Genomic DNA, 17,369 nt, shown 5'->3' on the forward strand with positions numbered 1-17,369 from the left:
GACGACCCGCCGAGAAGGAGCACCGACATGACCGACACCCTCGACACCGCCGCGCTCGCCGACTGGATCCGCCGCTTCCGCGACACCGTCACCGAGAAGCGGGACTGGCTCACCGAGCTGGACTCCGCGATCGGCGACGCCGACCACGGCGCGAACCTGGCCAGGGGCATGGCCGCGGCCGCCGAGAAGCTCGACGCCGGAACGCCGGGGGCCATCGACGAGCTGCTGAAGACCGTCGGGATGACCCTGGTGAGCTCGGTCGGCGGCGCGAGCGGACCGCTGTACGGCACGTTCTTCCTGCGCGCGGGAACGACTGCGGGCGGCGTGGGCGAGCTGGACGCCGCCGCGCTCGCGGTCGCGCTGCGGGCCGGCTTGGACGGCGTCATCGCCCGCGGCAAGGCCGAGCCGGGCGACAAGACGATGGTCGACGCCATGGCGCCCGCCCTGGACGCGCTCGACGCCGCGATCGGCGAGGGCGCCGGCCTGAAGGAGGCGGCGCTCGCGGCGGCCGATGCCGCGGCATCCGGACGGGATGCGACCGAGCCGCTGGTGGCGCGGAAGGGCCGCGCCAGCTACCTCGGGGACCGCAGCGTCGGTCACCTCGACCCCGGCGCGGCGTCCACCGCGCTGCTGTTCCGGACGCTCGCCGACGCCGCCGCCGCGCGATGATCGGCATCGTCGCCGTCTCGCACAGCGCGGGGCTCGCGGAGGCGGCGCGCGAGCTCGCCCTGCAGATGGTCCCCGGCGACGGTGCCCCGCTGCGGGTGGCGGCGGGGGCGGGGACGGATGCCGACGGCCGCCCGATCCTGGGCACGGACGCCGTGCTCGTCGCCGCTGCGATCGACGAGCTGGCGGCGCGGTGCGACGGCGTGCTGGTGCTGATGGACCTCGGGTCGGCGGTGATGAGCGCCGAGCTCGCCCTGGAGCTGCGCAGCAGCGACGTGCCGGTGCGGCTGGTGCCGGCGCCGTTCGTGGAGGGGATGCTCGCCGCGGCCGTGTCCGCGTCGGCGGGCGCACCGCTCGAGGCGGTCGCCGCGGAGGCCGAGGCGGCACTGCAGGCGAAGGCCGCCCATCTCGGGGAGGACATCGCGGCGGCATCCGGCTCGGCGGGCGCCTCGATCGCCGCGCCGGCAGGGCCCGAGACCGTGCGGGTGGTCCGGGTGCGCAACGCGCTCGGCATCCACGCCCGCCCGGCCGCGCTCATCGCCGAGGCCGCCGGCAGCGCCGACGTGCGCCTGCGACGACTGCCCGCGGGCCCGGAGGCGGGGGCGGCGAGCCTGTCCCGCCTGCTGGCGCTCGGGGCGCGCGCCGGGGACGAGGTCCAGGTGCGCGGCTCGGGGGCGGGTGCCGACGCGGCGGTGGAGCGCATCGCCGCGCTGTTCGCCGACGGGTTCGGCGAGGAGATCGCGGCGGGGGCCGGCGGGGAGGGCAGCGGAACGCGTGCGAGGCCCGGGCCGGATCGCGACGTCACCCGCGCGCGGCAGATCCCGGCATCCGCCGCGCCGATCGATGACGCGGATGCCGGAGAGAGCCCCGCGCCCGATGATGGCGCCGCCCTGCCACCCGGAACCGTGCTGCGCGGTCGCGGCGTGAGCCCCGGGGTCGCCGCCGCCCCCGTGGCGCATCCGTCCCCGGCGATCGCCGAGCCGGAGCCGGCCGATCCGCTCCTCGCCGCAGAGCGCGAGGCGGAGGCCGCCCGCATCGCCCCGGCGGCGGCCGCCGTGGCCGCCGGCTTCGCGGCACGCGCCGAGGCGGCCTCCGGCGAGACCCGCGCGATCCTGGACGCCACCCGGCTCCTCGCCGCCGACCCCGACCTCGTCGCCGATGCCGCCGCCCGGGTGCGCACGGAAGGCCTCTCCGCCGCACGTGCCGTGTGGGAGGCCGCGTCTGCACAGGCTGAGGCGCTCGTCGGGCTGGGCGGGCGGACGGCCGAGCGCGCCGCCGACGTGCGCGACATCCGGAACCGGATCGTCGCCGTGCTGCACGGGCGGGAGCCGGCCTCGGTGCCGGAGCGGGAGGCTCCGTTCGTGCTCGTCGCGACCGACCTGGCCCCGAGCGACACCGCCGCGCTGGCAGGGAGTGCCTGCGCCGCGCTGGTGACCGAGCAGGGCGGCCCGACCTCGCACACCGCGATCATCGCCCGTGCCCTCGGCCTGCCGGCGGTGGTCGCCGCGCCCGGAGCCGCCGGCATCCCGGACGGCACGCTCGTGCTCGTCGACGGCGAGACGGGAACGGTGACCATGGACCCGGCCGAGGACGAGCTCGCCGCGGCACGGGCCGCCGCGGACGCCCGCGCCTTCGACGGCGACGGGCGCCTCGCCGACGGCACACCGCTCCCGCTGCTGGCGAACGTCGGCGGCCCGGCCGACGCGGTGCAGGCCGCCGGGGCGGCGGCGCAGGGGATCGGGCTGTTCCGCACGGAGTTCTGCTTCCTCGACCGGGCCGCCGCGCCGACGGTCGAGGAGCAGACGATCGCCTATCGCGGCGTGCTCACGCCGTTCGCGGGCAGGAAGGTCGTCGTCCGCACGCTCGATGCCGGCTCCGACAAGCCGCTGCCGTTCGCGACCCCGGAGCACGAGGAGAACCCGGCCCTCGGCCTGCGCGGACTGCGCGTCTCCTGGCGGAACCCCGCCCTGCTGCACGACCAGCTCCGCGCGCTCGCCCTGGCCGCCGCCGAGGAGCAGGCGCACGTCGAGGTGATGGCGCCCATGGTCGCCACCATCGAGGAGGCCCGGGACTTCACGGCCGCCGCGCGGGCCGCCGGGCTGGAACGGGTCGGGGTGATGATCGAGACGCCCGCCGCGGCGCTGATGGCGGAGGAGCTGCTCGAGGTCGTCGACTTCGTCAGCATCGGCACGAACGACCTGGCCCAGTACGCCATGGCCGCCGACCGGCAGCATCCCGCGCTCGGCGCGCTCAACGACCCCTGGCAGCCGGCCGTGCTGCGCCTCATCGCGACCATCGGCTCGGCCGGGCAGACGGCCGGCGCCCCGGTCGGCGTCTGCGGGGAGGCGGGAGGCGATCCGCGGCTCGCGCCCGTGCTCGTCGGCCTCGGCGCCACCAGCCTGTCGATGACGCCCCGCGCCCTCGGCCGCGTCGCCCGTGCGCTCGCGGCGGTCACGGCCGAGCAGTGCCGGGCCGCCGCGGACGCCGCGCTCGAGGCCGCGACCGCGGCGGACGCGCGCGCCGCCGCATCCGCCGTCCTGCGCTGAGCGACGCGCGGAGCCGGCTGCTGCCGCAGGTCGTACACCCGCTTGTACTTCCCCTCGCTGCGCGGCAGCGCGCCCGGCTCCTCGACGCGGACGGCGACGCTCGAGCCGATGTGCGTCTTGATGCGCTGCGCCAGCACGGTGGCCGCCGCCTCGCACACCTCGCGGTCCAGCGCCGGATGCCGCTCGATGCGCACCGTCATGGCATCCATCCGCCCCTCGCGGCTCAGCTCGATGACGAAGTGCGGGGTGAGCTGCTCGATGCCGAGCACCAGCTCCTCGATCTGGGTCGGGAAGATGTTCACCCCGCGCAGGATGATCATGTCGTCGTTGCGTCCCGTGATCTTCTCGATGCGCCGCATCGCCGGCCGCGCGGTGCCGGGCAGGAGGCGGGTGAGATCGCGTGTGCGGTAGCGGAGCACGGGGAAGGCCTCCTTGGTGAGCGAGGTGAACACCAGCTCGCCGAGCTCGCCGTCCGGCAGCGGCTCCCCGTCCTCGCCGATCACCTCCGGCAGGAAGTGGTCCTCCCAGATGTGCGGACCGTCCTTCGTCTGCACGCACTCGTTGCCCACGCCCGGGCCCATCACCTCGCTCAGCCCGTAGATGTCGACCGCGTCGATCGCCAGACGCCGCTCCAGTTCGGCGCGCATCTCGTTCGTCCAGGGCTCGGCGCCGAGCACGGCGACCTTGAGCGAGGTGGACGTCGGGTCGACGCCGGCGGCCTCCATCGCGTCCGCGATGGTGGGCAGGTAGCTGGGCGTGCACAGGATCGCGTCGGGCTGGAAGTCCTGGATCAGCTGCACCTGCCGCGCCGTCTGCCCGCCGGAGACCGGGATCACCGTCGCACCCAGCCGCTCGATGCCGGCGTGGGCGCCGAGACCGCCGGTGAACAGGCCGTACCCGTAGGCGTTGTGAACCTTCATGCCGGGACGGATGCCGGACGCGCGCAGCGACCGGGCGATCAGATCGGCCCAGTTGTCCAGGTCGCGCTGCGTGTAGCCGACCACGGTGGGCCGTCCGGTCGTGCCGGAGGATGCGTGGATGCGGCGCACCTGCGCCATCGGCACGGCGAACATGCCGAACGGGTAGCTGCGGCGCAGATCCTCCTTCGTGGTGAACGGCAGGCGGCGCACGTCGGCGAGCGAGCGGATGTCGTCGGGGGAGACCCCGGCCTCGTCGAGCACGCGGCGGTAGTGCGGGACGTTCTGGTACGCGTGTCGCACGGTCCACTGCAGCCGTTCCAGCTGCAGCGCCTCCAGCTCGGGGCGGCTCAGCCGCTCGGCGGGGTCGAGCTCGGCGGCGGTTCCGGTCATCGTCGACATCGGGGCTCCGGTTCGGTCGGGTATCAGGGGGTCATCGGCCTGTCAGGGGGTGGGGACGGGTTCGGACACCCGCTCCTTGCTGACCAGCGTCAGCACGTCGTACGTGGCGACGATCTCGTCGTCCTGGTTCTTGATCACCGCGTCCCACCGCACCTCGCCGTAGTCGTCGGTCTCGCGCGGGGTGATCTGCTTCGCCGTGAGCTCCACCCGGATCTCGTCGCCGGGTGACACCGGGGTGAGGAAGCGCAGGTTCTCCAGTCCGTAGTTGGCCAGCACCGGCCCCGGCTCGGGGTCCACGAACAGGCCCGCCGCCCAGGACACCAGCAGGTAGCCGTGCGCGACCCGGCCGGGGAAGAACGGGTTCGCGGCGGCCGCTTTCTCGTCCATGTGCGCGTAGAACGTGTCGCCGGTGAAGTGCGCGAAGGTCTCGATGTCCTCGAGGGTGACCTCGCGCGACGAGGAGACGATCTGATCGCCGATGCGCAGCTCGGCCAGCGACTTGCGGAAAGGATGCGTGCCCTCGGAACGCGCGGAGGCGCCCGGATGCCAGATGCCGGTGAGCGCGGTGAGCATCTCCGGCGACCCCTGCACTGCGGTGCGCTGCATGTGGTGCAGCACCGCGCGGATGCCGCCGAGCTCCTCGCCGCCGCCGGCGCGCCCCGGTCCGCCGTGCACCAGCGTGGGCAGCGGCGAGCCGTGCCCGGTGGAGGAGCGGGCGTCGTCGCGGTCGAGCAGCAGCATCCGGCCGTTGAAGGGGGCGATGCGGCGCGCCAGCTGCACCGCCTGCTCGGGGTCGTGCGTGGCCATGCTGGTGACCAGCGACCCGCCGCCGCGGGCGACGATGTCGGCGGCCTCCGCGATCGTGTCGTACGTGATCAGCGAGGACACCGGACCGAAGGCCTCGACGGTGTGCACGACGTCGGCCTCCGCGTCGTCGAAGCGGAGCAGGATGGGCGCCACGAAGGCACCCTCCGGCGCCGGGCCGGTGCTGCCGTCCGCACGTCGCACCTCGGGGGACGCGGTGGAGCCGATCACCATCCGCCCGCCGCCGGCGGTGAGCCGCTCCACCTGACGGAGCACCTCGTCGCGCTGGGCGGCCGAGGCGAGCGGGCCCATGGTCACCCCCTCGGCGCGCGGGTCGCCGAGCACGGTCTTCTCCTCCAGCCGCGCCCGGACCGCGTCGACGACCGCATCCGCGGTCGCCGCGGGCACCACGGCACGGCGGATCGCGGTGCACTTCTGGCCGGCCTTGCTGGTCATCTCGATCACGAGCTGGCGCACGTAGGCGTCGAACTCCGGCGTGCCGGGCACGGCGTCCGTGCCGAGCACGGACGCGTTGATCGAGTCGGTCTCCGCGGTGAAGCGGACCCCGCCGGTCTGCACCGCGGGGTGCGTGCGCAGGCTCTCCGCGGTGGAGGCGCTGCCGGTGAAGCCGACCAGGTCGCCTAGGCGCAGGTGGTCGAGCAGGGTCGGCGCGCTCCCGCTGATGAGCTGCACCGACCCGCTGGGCAGCAGCCCCGCGTCGACCAGGATCCGCACCATCGCCTCGGCGAGGTAGCCGGTGGGCGTGGCGGGCTTGATCACGGTGGGTACGCCGGCCAGGAACGCGGGCGCGAGCTTCTCCAGCGACCCCCACACCGGGAAGTTGAACGCGTTGATCTGCACCGCGACGCCGGGCAGCCGGGTGTACACGTGACGGCCCAGGAAAGACCCGTCCTTGGAGAGCGGCTCGACGGGCCCGTCGACGTACACGGTGCTGTTCGGCAGCTCCCGACGGCCCTTGCCCGAATAGGAGAACAGCACGCCGATGCCGCCGTCGATGTCGACCCACGAGTCCGTCTTCGTCGCCCCGGTGCGCGCGGACAGCGCGTAGAGCTCGTCCTTGCGCTCGGTGAGGGCGAGGGCGAACTGCTTGAGCAGCAGCGCGCGCTGGTGGAAGGTGAGCGCCCCCAGGCTCGCCTGCCCGACCGTGCGGGCGTACTCGAGCGCGCCGGCGATGTCGAGCCCGTCGGTGGAGACGCGCGCGATCACCTCGCCGGTCGACGCGTCGCGCACCTCGGTGGCGTGCGGTCCCTCTGCACCGGTGCCGGAGTCCGGCCGGAGGTCCGGGGTCCACCACTCGCCCTGGACGTAGCTGGGGAGGTAGTCGGTCATCTCTCGTCCTCGTTCCATTCGTAGAAGCCGTGTCCGGTCTTGCGGCCGAGCCTGCCCTCGGCGACCATGCGGCGCAGCAGGGCGGGCGGCTCGAATCGCGGGCCGAGCGCCGCGGCGAGCTCCTCGGCGATCCCCAGACGCACGTCCAGCCCGACCAGGTCGGTGGTGCGCAGCGGGCCGACCGGATGCCGGTAGCCGAGCGTCATCGCCGCGTCGATGTCCTCGGCGCTGGCGACGCCCTCCTCCAGCATCCGTATCGCCTCCAGGCCGAGCATCACGCCCAGTCGCGACGAGGCGAACCCGGGGGAGTCGCGCACCACGATCGCCGTCTTCCCGAGACCGGTCACCCAGCCCCGGGCCCCCTCGACGACGGCCGGGTCCGTGGCCGCCCCGCGGACGACCTCGACGAGCGCCGACGCCGGCACCGGGTTGAAGAAGTGCAGCCCCAGGAAGCGCTCGGGATGCCGCCGGGAAGCGGCCAGGTCGTCGATCGAGATCGACGAGGTGTTCGTGGCGAGCACCGCGTCGCCGCCCAGAGCCGCCTCCGCCCGGGCGAGCGCCTCCTCCTTCAGTCCCCGGTCCTCGGGCACGGCCTCGACGACGAGGGCGTGCCCGGCGAAGCCGCCGGCATCCGTCCCGGTGCTGAGGCGGTCCGCGATCACGTCCTCGGTCTCGGTGGCGTGTCCGCGCTCGACGGAGCGGCGGATGCTGTCGCGGATCCGCTCCCGCGCGGCATCCGCGCTCTGCCCGTCCCGCTCCACGACGTGCACGCGCGCGCCGGCGAGGAGGAACGCATGGGCGATGCCCGCGCCCATCCGGCCGCCGCCGAGGACGCCGACCCGGTCCGGCACCTGCAGGGTCATCGTCCGCTCCTCCGCTCCAGGAACTCCGTCATCCGGCGGTGCTTCTCGCCGGACTCGAACAGCTCGGCCTGCAGCTCCTTCTCGATGTCCGGATGCTCGTGCCGCGGGGCGCGCAGGGCCCGCTTGGTGTGCCGGGTGGCGAGCGGGTCGTTCGCGGCGACCCGGTCGGCGATCGCGTGCGCCGCGGCGAGCAGCTCGTCGGCCGGGTGGATCGCCGACACCAGCCCCCACGCGAGCGCCTCGTCGGCGTCGAGGATGCGGCCGGTGAGCAGCAGGTCGCTCGCGCGCGCCGCTCCGACGATCTCGGGCAGCCGCCAGGTCGCACCGGCCGCGGCGATGATGCCGAGCCCGGTCTCCGGATTCCCGATCCGCAGGGTCGGGGCGGCGATGCGGATGTCGGCCGCGTACGCCAGCTCCGCGCCCCCGCCGAGGGCGTATCCGGCCACCGCCGCGATCACCGGCATCGGCAGCTCGCTGATGCGGATGAAGGCGGTCGCGTTGATCGCGCGCCGGGCGTCCTCGGCCCGTCGCTTCCGCAGCTGGGCGATGTCGGCGCCGGAGGCGAACACCCCGCCGGAGCCGGTGAGGATCAGGGTGCGCGGCTCCTCCTCGAGCTCGGCGCACAGCGCGTGCAGCGCGTCGACGGTGTCCTGGTCGATCGCGTTGCGCTTCTCCGGCCGGTTCAGGGTCGCGACCACGCGGTCCGCGCCGCGCTCCACGAGCAGCGGGCCGGTCACGCCACCCGCTCCAGGATCATCGCGGTGCCCTGGCCGACGCCCACGCACATGGTGGCGAGGCCGAGACCGGCCTCCTCGCGCTCCATCCGGCCCATCAGGGTGACGACGATGCGGCATCCGCTCGAGCCGAGGGGATGCCCGAGCGCGATCGCCCCGCCGTCGCGGTTGACGATCTCGGGGTCCAGGCCGAGCCGGCGGATGGACGAGAGCGACTGGGTGGCGAACGCCTCGTTCAGCTCCACCGCGCCGAGGTCGGAGACCGACAGCCCGGCCCGGCGCAGGGCCCGCTCGGTGGCCGGAACCGGCCCGAGGCCCATGATCTCGGGGGCAAGAGCGGCCGAGGTGGAGGCGACGATCCGGGCGCGCGGGGTCAGGCCGTAGCGGCGCACGGCTTCCGCGCTCGCGACGACGACGGCGGATGCCCCGTCGTTGAGCGAGCTGGAGTTGCCGGCGGTGACCACCTCGCCGCCCGCGACCACCGGGCGCAGCGCCGCCAGCGCCTCCGCGCTGGTGTCCCGGCGCGGGCCTTCGTCGACGGTCACCTCGCCGGTGCGCGTGGGCACCGGCACGATCTCGGCGTCGAAGCGGCCGGCGTCGCGCGCCTCGACGGCGCGCTGGTGGCTGCGCAGCGCGAACGCGTCGGCATCAGCGCGCGAGATCCGGTCGCGACGAGCGACCTCCTCGGCGGTCTCCGGCATCGAGAACGTGGCCTTCTCGCGCGCGGCGATCCGCGGGTTGACGAACCGCCAGCCGATCGAGGTGTCGAAGGCCTCGCCCGGCTTCGCCCAGGACCGCTCCGGCTTCGCCTGCACCCACGGGGCGCGGGTCATCGACTCCACGCCGCCGGCGACCATCAGCTCGGCGTCGCCGGCGCGGATCGCCTGCGCCGCCATCGCGATCGCCGACATGCCCGAGGCGCACAGGCGGTTGACGGTGACGCCCGGCACCTCGTCGGGGAGTCCGGCGAGCAGCACGGCCATCCGGGCGACGTTGCGGTTGTCCTCGCCGGCTTGGTTCGCGGCGCCGAGGATCACCTCCTCCACGGCGTCGTCCGGCACCCCGGCGCCGTCGATGGCGGCGCGCACCACGAGGGCGGCGAGATCGTCGGGGCGCACGCTCGAGAGCGCCCCGCCGTACCGTCCGATCGGGGTGCGCACACCGCCGACGAGGAAGGCATCCGTCATATTCCATCTCCATCGCGTGGAACGGCGGGTCGATGCTGCGCATCTTTCCCTACCAATCGGTCAGTAAATCATGACAGGACGGCGGAGCGGTCGCAAGGCGCGGTGGCGAGCGCAACATCCCGGTGCGCGCGAGGGTGCGCACGATGTACCCCGCTGACACTGACTGAACGATCGGTCAGGATTACCCGGACAATGGAGTTCACATGGCGGATACAGCGATCCGACGTCGCGAGGAGCGCCGCGTCCTCGCGGGCACCCTCGTCGGCACGACCATCGAGTGGTACGACTTCTTCATCTACGCCCAGGCCGCCGGCCTCGTCTTCGGCGGGCTGTTCTTCGCCCCGCTGGGGCCGACCGGCGCGCAGATCGCCTCGTGGGCGTCGCTGGGCATCTCGTTCCTGTTCCGGCCGCTCGGCGCGGTGATCGCCGGTCACCTCGGCGACCGGCTCGGACGCAAGCGGATGCTGGTGCTGACCCTCATCCTGATGGGTCTGGCCACCTCGCTGATCGGCGTGCTGCCGACCTACGCGGACATCGGCGTCCTGGCCACCGTGATGCTCGTGCTGCTGCGCGTGCTGCAGGGCTTCTCGGCCGGCGGCGAGTGGGGCGGCGCCGCCCTGATGTCGGTGGAGCACGCGCCGGCCGGAAAGCGCGGCCTGTTCGGCGCCTACCCGCAGATCGGCGTGCCGATCGGCATGATCCTGGCCACGTTCACGATGTGGGTGCTGCGCTCCAGCATGACCGAGGAGGCCTTCCTGGCGTGGGGCTGGCGGCTGCCGTTCCTGTTCTCGATCGTGCTGATCGTCGTCGGGTACATCATCCGCCGCGCCGTCGAGGAATCCCCGATCTTCAAGGAGCTGCTCGAGCGCAAGCGCGAGTCCTCGGCGCCGCTGGCGACCCTGTTCCGGCACCACGGGCGCGAGGTGGTGCTCACAGCGCTGATCTTCATCGCCAACAACGCCGCCGGCTACCTGCTGATCGCGTTCTTCACGACCTACGTCTCCACCGTGGTGGGGATGCCGCAGCCGACGGCGCTGCTGATGACGACGCTGGCGTCGTTCGGATGGCTGATCTTCACGATGACCGGCGGCTGGCTGTCCGACCGGCTGGGCCGAGTGCGGACGTTCCAGATCGGCTACGGGCTGATCGCGGTGTGGGCGATCCCGATGTGGTTCCTCATCGACACCGGGAACGTCGGGCTGTACTTCATCGCGCTCTTCGTCCTCACGATCGGGCTGGGTCTCTCGTACGGTCCGCAGTCGGCGCTGTACGCGGAGATGTTCCCGGCGGACGTGCGCTACTCGGGCGTCTCGATCGGATACGCGCTGGGCGCGATCCTCGGCGGCGCCTTCGCACCGCTGATCGCACAGCTGCTCCTGCAGAACACCGGGACGTCGTGGTCGATCGGGGTGTACGTGCTGATCATCACGATCGTCTCGCTCGTGGCGGTGACGCTGGTGAAGGAGACGAAGGGTGTTCCGCTGGACACCCACAGCGTCGACGTGGAGGCCGCCCGCACGGCGGGCACGCGCACGCGCTGAGCGCGGCGGCCGGGCGGGCGCTCGTCCCGCCCGGCCGCCACTCACGGGCCGGGGTCAGACGCCCCCATCGCTCCCGTCTGTTTGTGCCGTCCTGCTGCTTCCGGGGCCCTGAAGCGACAGAACGGCACCAGGGGATGCGCGGACCGCGGAAGGTGCGCGCCCGTCAGACGCGCCCGTAGGCGCGCAGCGGATGCTCGATGAGCTCGACGACCCGGCGCAGGAAGCCGGCGGCGTACCCGCCGTCGCACACGCGGTGGTCGAACACGAGCGAGAGCTGCGCGATCCGCCGCGGCACGATGGCGCCGTCGACGACCCAGGGGCGCTCGATCATCCTGCCCACGCCGAGGATCGCCACCTCGGGGTGGTTGATGATCGCCGCGGAGCCGTCGACGCCGAAGGCGCCGTAGTTGTTGATGGTGAACGTGGAGCCGCGCAGGCGCTCGGGCGGCATGCCGCCGGCTCGGGCGGTCTCGGCGAGCTCGCGGAGCGCGGCGTCGAGCTCGTCGACCGTCAGCTCGTGCGCGCGCGGGATCACCGGCACCATCAGGCCGCGCGGCGTGTCCGCGGCGACGCCGAGGTTCACGCCGTCGAAGGTGACGATCTCCTGCCCGTCCTCGCTGAGCCGGGACGCCAGCAGGGGATGGTCGGCGAGGGCGAGGAGCACGAAGCGGGCGATCAGCGCGGTCAGCGACGGCGCCCGGCCGTCCGCGGCCAGCTCCGCGCGCAGCTCCCAGAGCCGCGTGGCGTCCACATCGACCCAGACCGTCGCCTCGGGGATCTCGGCGCGGCTGCGGCTGAACGTCGCGCTGGCCGCCTTGCGCAGCGGACTGAGGCGCTCACGGGCGCGGACCGACAGTCCCGCGACGGCGTCGCGTGTGCCCGCGGCGGTCCCGGATGCCGCAGATGCGGCGTCGGATGCGGAGGCGGCCGGGGCCCCGGAGGTGGCCGCGCCCGCGGACGCCGCGGCGACGCCGTCCACCGCGTGATCGACCGCCGCCCGCAGCACGTCGGCGCGCGTGATGGCGCCGTCCGGGCCGGTCGGCGTGATGGTGTGCACGTCCAGCCCGAGGTCCCGCGCCAGCCGGCGCACCAGCGGCGAGCGGACGGCCACGGGCCGGCGCGCCTCGCCGGGCCGTGGTGCGGCGGCCTGCGCCGCGGCATCCGACGTCTGGACGTCGGCACGTTCTGCGGATGCGTCCGGCGAGATCGTCCTGGATTCCTGCGGACGTCCTGACACCGCGGCGGGTGCGGCCTCGCGGGGCCGCCGGCGGCGCCCGCTCGTGGTGCGCTCGGAGGTGCCGTAGCCGATCAGGACGTTCCCCGAGCCGGCGCGCTCCTCGGTGCGGTAGGTCTCCTGCGCGGAAGCTGCGTGAGGCGCGGGCGTTTCGTCTCGCTCGGCTACGCCGCGCTCGCTCAACGGCCGGGGAAGGGAGCCCGGCTCGTTCAACGACGGGGAAGGGGCGGGGACGGCATCCGCCACCTCGAGCACCGGAGCGCCCACCGGGATCGTGTCACCGGGTTCGCCGTGTAGCGCGGTGACGACGCCGGAGAAGGGGGAGGGGAGTTCGACCACGCTCTTCGCGGTCTCCACCTCGGCGATCGCCTGATCGGTCCTGATCGTGTCGCCCACCTGCACCAGCCACTGCACCAGGCCCGCTTCGGTGAGCCCCTCGCCCAGGTCGGGCAGACGGAACACGTGCGACGTGAGGGTGCTCATCACTCGTCCTCCCAGTGCAGCGAGTCGATCGCGTCGAGGATGCGGTCGGCATCCGGCAGGTACCAGTGCTCGAGCTTCGGCGGCGCGTACGGGGTGTCGAACCCGGTGACGCGGCGCACCGGCGCCTCGAGGAACTCGAAGCAGCGCTCGAAGACGCGCGCCTGGATCTCGGAGGCGACGCTCGCGAACCCGGGAGCCTCGGCGACCACGACCGCCCGGCCCGTGGAGCGCACCGCGGCCGTGACCATGGCGTCGTCGAACGGGGTGAGGCTGCGGACGTCGACGACCTGCACGCTACGCCCCTCGCCGGCCGCGATCTCCGCGGCCTCGAGCGCGAGCGGCACGCAGGCGCCATAGGCGATCACGGTGACGTCGGTGCCGTCCCGCACGATGTGCGCGGTCCCGATCTCGGCCGTCCGCGAGGTGTCCACCTCGCCCTTGGACCAGTAGAGCTTCTTCGGCTCGAGGAAGACCACCGGGTCGGGAGAGGCGATCGCCGCGCGCAGCAGCGAGTACGCGTCCTGCGGCGTGGACGGGCACACCACGGTGAGGCCCGGCGTGTGCGCGTAGTAGGCCTCGGAGGAGTCGCAGTGGTGCTCGACGCCGCCGATGCCGCCGCCGAACGGGATGCGGATCACCATGGGCATCCGCATCGCCCCGCGCGTGCGGTTGCCGAGCTTGGCGACGTGGCTGACGATCTGCTCGAAGGCGGGGAAGGCGAAGGCGTCGAACTGCATCTCCACCACGGGCCGCATGCCGTTCATCGCCATGCCGACCGCCGTGCCCACGATGCCGGACTCGGCCAGCGGGGTGTCGAAGCAGCGGTCCTCGCCGAACCGCGCGGTGAGCCCGTCTGTGATGCGGAACACACCGCCGAGCGCCCCGACGTCCTCGCCGAAGACGACGACGTCGGGGTCCTCGGCGAGGGCGTCCGCGAGGGCGCGGTTGAGCGCCGCCGCCATCGTCATCGTCTGCACCGCCGGCTCGGCGTGGGCCGTGTCGAGGCGGATGTCGTCGTGTGCGAGCGTCATCGGTGGCCTCCTGCGTCGGCGAGGGAAGCCCGGTCGATCTCGTCGCGCAGCATCCGCCACTGCTCCTCGAGCTGCGGCGAGCGGGTCGCGGTGACGAACCGGAACAGGTCCTCGGGGTCGTGATCGGCGTCCGTGTTCAGCGCCGTGCGGAGCGCGGCCGCCACCTCTTCGGCCTCGGCGGCGATCCTCTCCTCGGCCGCGTCGTCGAGGAGCTGTCTGCCGGCGAGATGCGCGCGCAGCCGCAGCAGCGGGTCGCGGGCGGTCCAGGCCTGCACGTCCGTGCGATCGCGGTAGCGGGTGTCGTCGTCGGCGTTGGTGTGCGCCTGCATCCGGTACGTGTGCGCCTCGACGAGGGAGGGGCCCCCTCCGGTGCGGGCGCGGTCGACGGCCTCGCCGAGCACGGCGAGCACGGCGGCGACGTCGTTGCCGTCGACGCGCTCACCGGGCATCCCGTATCCGATCGCCTTGTGCGCGAGGGAGGGGGCCGCCGTCTGCCGGGACAGCGGCACGGAGATGGCGAACTCGTTGTTCTGCACGAAGAACACCACCGGCACGTGGAACACGGCGGCGAAGTTCATCGCCTCGTGGAAGTCGCCCTCGCTGGTGGCGCCGTCGCCGCACAGGGCCAGCACGGCGGTGTCCTCGCCGCGGTGCTTCGCCGCCTGCGCGAAGCCGACCGCGTGCAGGAGCTGCGTCGCGAGCGGGGTCGTCTGCGGGGCGACCCGGTGCGCGGTCGGATCGTAGCCGGAGTGCCAGTCGCCCTTCAGCAGCGTCATCGCCTCGGCCGGGCTCACCCCGCGCCCGATGATCGCGACGGCGTCGCGGTAGGTGGGGAACAGCCAGTCGCGGTCGCCGAGCACCAGCGCGGCGCCCACCTGGCACGCCTCCTGGCCGTGCGAGGACGGGTACACCGCCAGGCGGCCCTGGCGCACGAGGGCGCCGGCCTGGTCGTTGATCCGCCGTCCCTCGACGAGGCCGCGGTACGCCCGCAGCAGGGTGTCGTCATCCGGCATCCGGTAATGGTCGTCGGCGACGGCGGCGCCGGTCTCGTCGATGAGCCGCACCGGCGCGTCGCGCGGGAGCAGGTGCTCGTATCGCATCGTGTTCGCCCTCCTCGCCGAACCTGATGAGGAAAGCTTGACTCTCGGGCGCGCACTCGTCCAGAGGGTGGCTGGGAAATCTGGACGATTGCCATCGCATTGCGGCGATCCCGGCCAGAGTGTCAGAATTCGCTGACGGAACGGGAGGGTGCATGGCAGAGCTCGACGAGGTGGATCAGGCGATCCTGGCGGAGCTGCGCAAGGATGCGCGGTCGTCGATGACCGCGATCGCGGACGCCGTGCACATCTCCCGCGCGGGCGCGCATGCGCGTATCAAGAGGCTCACGGATGCCGGTGTCATCACCGGCTACACCGTCCGCACCGATCCGGTGCTGCTCGGCCACCACGCCTCCGCCTACGTCATGCTCGCCATCGAGCAGGCGACCTGGCAGGACGTGCAGGACCGGCTGCGGGCGATCCCGGAGGTCGAGCATATGGCCCTCGTCGGCGGCGACGTCGACGTCATCCTCCTGGTCCGCGCGCGCGACGCCCGAGACCTGAGGCGGATCGTGCTGGAGGACATCCAGGCGATCCCGTCCGTGCGCTCGACCCGGACGACGCTCATCTTCGAGGACTTCTCCCGGGCCTGACCCGCGTCCGCGCGCCCCGGGTTCCGTCCGCGCGGGTCCGCTCAGCGTCGCTCAGGGGAGCTCGATCACCACGCCGTCCTCGACGTGCGTGACACGGATGCCGGTGAGATCGGCGACCATGTGGTCGGGGGAGTGCGCGGCCGAGCCGGCGCCCACGCCGATGACGGTCATGCCCGCGGCCTTGGCGGCATCGATCCCCGCCTCGGAGTCCTTGAACACGACGCAGTCCTCGGGTGCCACGCCCAGCCGCCCCGCGGCCAGGACGAAGCCCTCCGGATCCGGTTTGGACGCCGACACGTTCTCGGCCGTGACGGTCAGGCCCGGCAGGGAGAGCCCGGCCGCCCCCATGCGGGCGGTCATCAGCGCGACATCGGCGGAGGTGACGATGGCGTGCGGCACGTCGGCGAGGGCCTCCAGCAGCGCGGCGGCGCCGGCGATCTCGGTGACGCCGTCCACGTCCTGGCTCTCGCGGGCGAGCATCTGCACGTTCTCGGCCAGGTTGATCCGGTGGTCGCGGTCGGGCAGCAGGATCGCCATGCTCTGATGGCCCTGCCGGCCGTGCACGACCTCCAGCACCCGATCCGGGTCGAGCCCGTGCGGCTCCGCCCACTCCAGCCAGAGGCGCTCCACCGCGGCCGTGGAGTCGACTAGGGTGCGTGCTCGAGGTGATGGCCGGGTCGCACCCGGTCGTGCTGCCCGAGCGGCGCGAGGTGACGCTGCACGAGGAGCGCGAGGTCGCGCTGCAGGCCTGAGCGCGGCGCCGGATGCGGATGTCGGAGGCGCTCGGCAGGATGGGGGCATGACGCCCGCCCCTCTTCCCGCCGAGCGCCTCCGCTCATCCCGGCCGCGCACGTCGCCGAGTCCCTCCGGGACGAGCTCGGACCGGCTGCGCTCGCACCGGCTGACGACGCCGGCGGCGACGGTGGCGGATGCCGCCGCGCACATGCTCGCGGTGCAGAGCCAGGACTTCCTCGCCGGCCGATGGGCGCTCGGCGTGCGCACGCGCGGCGAGCCGACCCTCGCGACGGTGGATGCCGCGTTCGCGCGCGGAGAGCTCGTGCGCGGCTGGACCATGCGCGGCACCCTGCACATCGTGCCGGCCCGCGATCTCGCCTGGATCCTGTCGGTGACGGCCGAACGGCAGCGCAGGCAGGCGGCGGCGCGGCACCGTCAGCTCGGCATCGACGAGGCGATGCTCGCCGTCGCCGAGCGCGCGATCCGTCCCGCGCTCGGCGACGGCGGACTCGCGCGCGCCGAGATCTTCGCGCTGTGGGAGCGGGCGGGCATCGATCCGCGCGCGCAGCGGGGCGTGCACCTGCTCGCCGCGCTCACCTTCGCCGGCGTGCTCTGTCAGGGGCCGGTGGCCGCGCGGAACGGGGGAGTGAGCCGCGATCAGCGGTTCGTGCTCGTCGAGGAGTGGGTGCGGGACCCGTACACGCCGGACGATCCGCTCGCGGAGCTCTTCGTCCGGTACATCCGGGGGCATGGCCCCGCAGGTGCCGCCGACTTCGCGTGGTGGTCGGGGCTCCCGCTCGGCACGGCGCGGGAGGCCGCCGAGCGCGCCGGTGCGCGCCTGACCGAGGTGGAGGACGGCGTCTTCCTCGCGCGGCCGCGTCCACGGCGTTCGCTGCCGGATGCCGCGACGTTCGCCCTTCCGGCCTTCGACGAGTACTACATCTCGTACGCCGATCGCACCGCCGTCTGCGCGCCGGAGCGCCTCGACGACATCGGCCCGGGGAAGAACGGGATGGTGCGCCCGGTGCTGGTGGCCGGCGGGCGCGTGGTCGGCACGTGGTCGGCGGCCGGAGGGGCGGAGCTGTTCGACGCGGATGCGGATGCCGAGGCGGCGGACCGCGGCGCGGCATCCGCCGTCGCCCGCTTCGCGAGCTTCGTGGGGAGCGAGCCCGCCCCGCGCTGACCG

The 17,369-nt window shown here is 73.8% G+C and carries 12 protein-coding genes and 2 pseudogenes; 5 read left to right on the top strand and 9 right to left on the bottom strand.

The features are described from left to right. The first annotated feature begins 27 nt into the window (after nt 1–27). Nucleotides 28–669, top strand: coding sequence for a dihydroxyacetone kinase subunit DhaL (gene dhaL, locus JSY13_RS02850; protein WP_259607510.1), 642 nt, complete (start codon nt 28–30; stop codon nt 667–669). Beyond that, nucleotides 666–3,212 carry a phosphoenolpyruvate--protein phosphotransferase gene (gene ptsP, locus JSY13_RS02855; protein WP_259607512.1) on the top strand — a complete coding sequence of 849 codons (2,547 nt, stop codon included), beginning with the start codon at nt 666–668 and terminating at the stop codon, nt 3,210–3,212. Before dhaL ends, ptsP begins: the two co-directional genes overlap by 4 nt. 23 nt (nt 3,213–3,235) lie before the next feature. Here the strand turns inward: ptsP and paaK are convergent. From paaK to JSY13_RS02880, 5 genes and pseudogenes are all read right to left on the bottom strand, one after another. Beyond that, nucleotides 3,236–4,522: pseudogene (paaK, locus tag JSY13_RS02860) on the bottom strand (phenylacetate--CoA ligase PaaK); the annotation flags it as partial. A 51-nt stretch (nt 4,523–4,573) separates the two neighbouring features. Continuing rightward, entirely contained in the window at nt 4,574–6,685 is a 2,112-nt protein-coding gene (paaZ, locus tag JSY13_RS02865; RefSeq protein ID WP_259607514.1) for a phenylacetic acid degradation bifunctional protein PaaZ, read from the bottom strand. Next, nucleotides 6,682–7,548, bottom strand: a complete 867-nt coding sequence (locus JSY13_RS02870) for a 3-hydroxyacyl-CoA dehydrogenase family protein (protein ID WP_259607516.1) — start codon at nt 7,546–7,548, stop codon at nt 6,682–6,684. The genes paaZ and JSY13_RS02870 overlap by 4 nt, the downstream gene beginning before the upstream one ends. Beyond that, nucleotides 7,545–8,285, bottom strand: a complete 741-nt coding sequence (locus JSY13_RS02875; protein ID WP_259607517.1) for an enoyl-CoA hydratase/isomerase family protein — start codon at nt 8,283–8,285, stop codon at nt 7,545–7,547. Before JSY13_RS02875 ends, JSY13_RS02870 begins: the two co-directional genes overlap by 4 nt. Continuing rightward, entirely contained in the window at nt 8,282–9,469 is a 1,188-nt protein-coding gene (locus tag JSY13_RS02880; protein ID WP_259607519.1) for a thiolase family protein, read from the bottom strand. Before JSY13_RS02880 ends, JSY13_RS02875 begins: the two co-directional genes overlap by 4 nt. 203 nt (nt 9,470–9,672) lie before the next feature. On the opposite strand from JSY13_RS02880, the gene JSY13_RS02885 reads away from it, so the two are divergent. Beyond that, entirely contained in the window at nt 9,673–11,010 is a 1,338-nt protein-coding gene (locus JSY13_RS02885) for an MFS transporter (protein WP_259607521.1), read from the top strand. Between the two features lie 163 nt (nt 11,011–11,173). Here JSY13_RS02885 and JSY13_RS02890 read toward each other — a convergent pair whose 3' ends face one another. The 3 genes from JSY13_RS02890 to pdhA are packed head-to-tail and all read right to left on the bottom strand — an operon-like array spanning nt 11,174 to nt 14,858. Next, nucleotides 11,174–12,727: a dihydrolipoamide acetyltransferase family protein gene (locus tag JSY13_RS02890; RefSeq protein ID WP_259607522.1), complete on the bottom strand. Its 1,554-nt coding sequence runs from the start codon at nt 12,725–12,727 to the stop codon at nt 11,174–11,176. Further along, nucleotides 12,727–13,758: an alpha-ketoacid dehydrogenase subunit beta gene (locus JSY13_RS02895; protein WP_259607524.1), complete on the bottom strand. Its 1,032-nt coding sequence runs from the start codon at nt 13,756–13,758 to the stop codon at nt 12,727–12,729. Before JSY13_RS02895 ends, JSY13_RS02890 begins: the two co-directional genes overlap by 1 nt. Then, on the bottom strand, nt 13,755–14,858 hold the full coding sequence (pdhA, locus tag JSY13_RS02900) for a pyruvate dehydrogenase (acetyl-transferring) E1 component subunit alpha (protein ID WP_259607526.1): 1,104 nt from the start codon (nt 14,856–14,858) through the stop codon (nt 13,755–13,757). The genes JSY13_RS02895 and pdhA overlap by 4 nt, the downstream gene beginning before the upstream one ends. A 152-nt stretch (nt 14,859–15,010) precedes the next feature. Here pdhA and JSY13_RS02905 point away from each other — a divergent pair, with 152 nt between their 5' ends. Then, nucleotides 15,011–15,448, top strand: a complete 438-nt coding sequence (locus JSY13_RS02905; protein WP_259607528.1) for an Lrp/AsnC family transcriptional regulator — start codon at nt 15,011–15,013, stop codon at nt 15,446–15,448. Between the two features lie 51 nt (nt 15,449–15,499). Here JSY13_RS02905 and JSY13_RS02910 read toward each other — a convergent pair. Next, nucleotides 15,500–16,090 (bottom strand): annotated as a pseudogene (locus tag JSY13_RS02910) (HAD-IA family hydrolase); the annotation flags it as partial. 157 nt (nt 16,091–16,247) lie between these two features. Here JSY13_RS02910 and JSY13_RS02915 point away from each other — a divergent pair. Continuing rightward, a complete protein-coding gene (locus JSY13_RS02915) occupies nt 16,248–17,366 on the top strand; it encodes a winged helix DNA-binding domain-containing protein (RefSeq protein ID WP_259607530.1) in 1,119 nt (372 codons plus the stop codon). Nucleotides 17,367–17,369 lie beyond the last annotated feature (3 nt).

The sequence above is a fragment of the Microbacterium neungamense genome (assembly GCF_024971095.1).
GTDB classification, from domain to species: domain Bacteria; phylum Actinomycetota; class Actinomycetes; order Actinomycetales; family Microbacteriaceae; genus Microbacterium; species Microbacterium neungamense.

Excerpts from the sequence above, each read along its gene's own strand:
- JSY13_RS02870 (WP_259607516.1), bottom strand. The coding sequence starts at position 7,548 with ATGACCCTGCAGGTGCCGGACCGGGTCGGCGTCCTCGGCGGCGGCCGG.
- JSY13_RS02880 (WP_259607519.1), bottom strand. The coding sequence starts at position 9,469 with ATGACGGATGCCTTCCTCGTCGGCGGTGTGCGCACCCCGATCGGACGG.
- dhaL (WP_259607510.1), top strand. The coding sequence starts at position 28 with ATGACCGACACCCTCGACACCGCCGCGCTCGCCGACTGGATCCGCCGC.
- paaZ (WP_259607514.1), bottom strand. The coding sequence starts at position 6,685 with ATGACCGACTACCTCCCCAGCTACGTCCAGGGCGAGTGGTGGACCCCG.
- JSY13_RS02915 (WP_259607530.1), top strand. The coding sequence starts at position 16,248 with ATGACGCCCGCCCCTCTTCCCGCCGAGCGCCTCCGCTCATCCCGGCCG.
- pdhA (WP_259607526.1), bottom strand. The coding sequence starts at position 14,858 with ATGCGATACGAGCACCTGCTCCCGCGCGACGCGCCGGTGCGGCTCATC.
- JSY13_RS02895 (WP_259607524.1), bottom strand. The coding sequence starts at position 13,758 with ATGACGCTCGCACACGACGACATCCGCCTCGACACGGCCCACGCCGAG.
- ptsP (WP_259607512.1), top strand. The coding sequence starts at position 666 with ATGATCGGCATCGTCGCCGTCTCGCACAGCGCGGGGCTCGCGGAGGCG.
- JSY13_RS02890 (WP_259607522.1), bottom strand. The coding sequence starts at position 12,727 with ATGAGCACCCTCACGTCGCACGTGTTCCGTCTGCCCGACCTGGGCGAG.
- JSY13_RS02885 (WP_259607521.1), top strand. The coding sequence starts at position 9,673 with ATGGCGGATACAGCGATCCGACGTCGCGAGGAGCGCCGCGTCCTCGCG.
- JSY13_RS02905 (WP_259607528.1), top strand. The coding sequence starts at position 15,011 with ATGGCAGAGCTCGACGAGGTGGATCAGGCGATCCTGGCGGAGCTGCGC.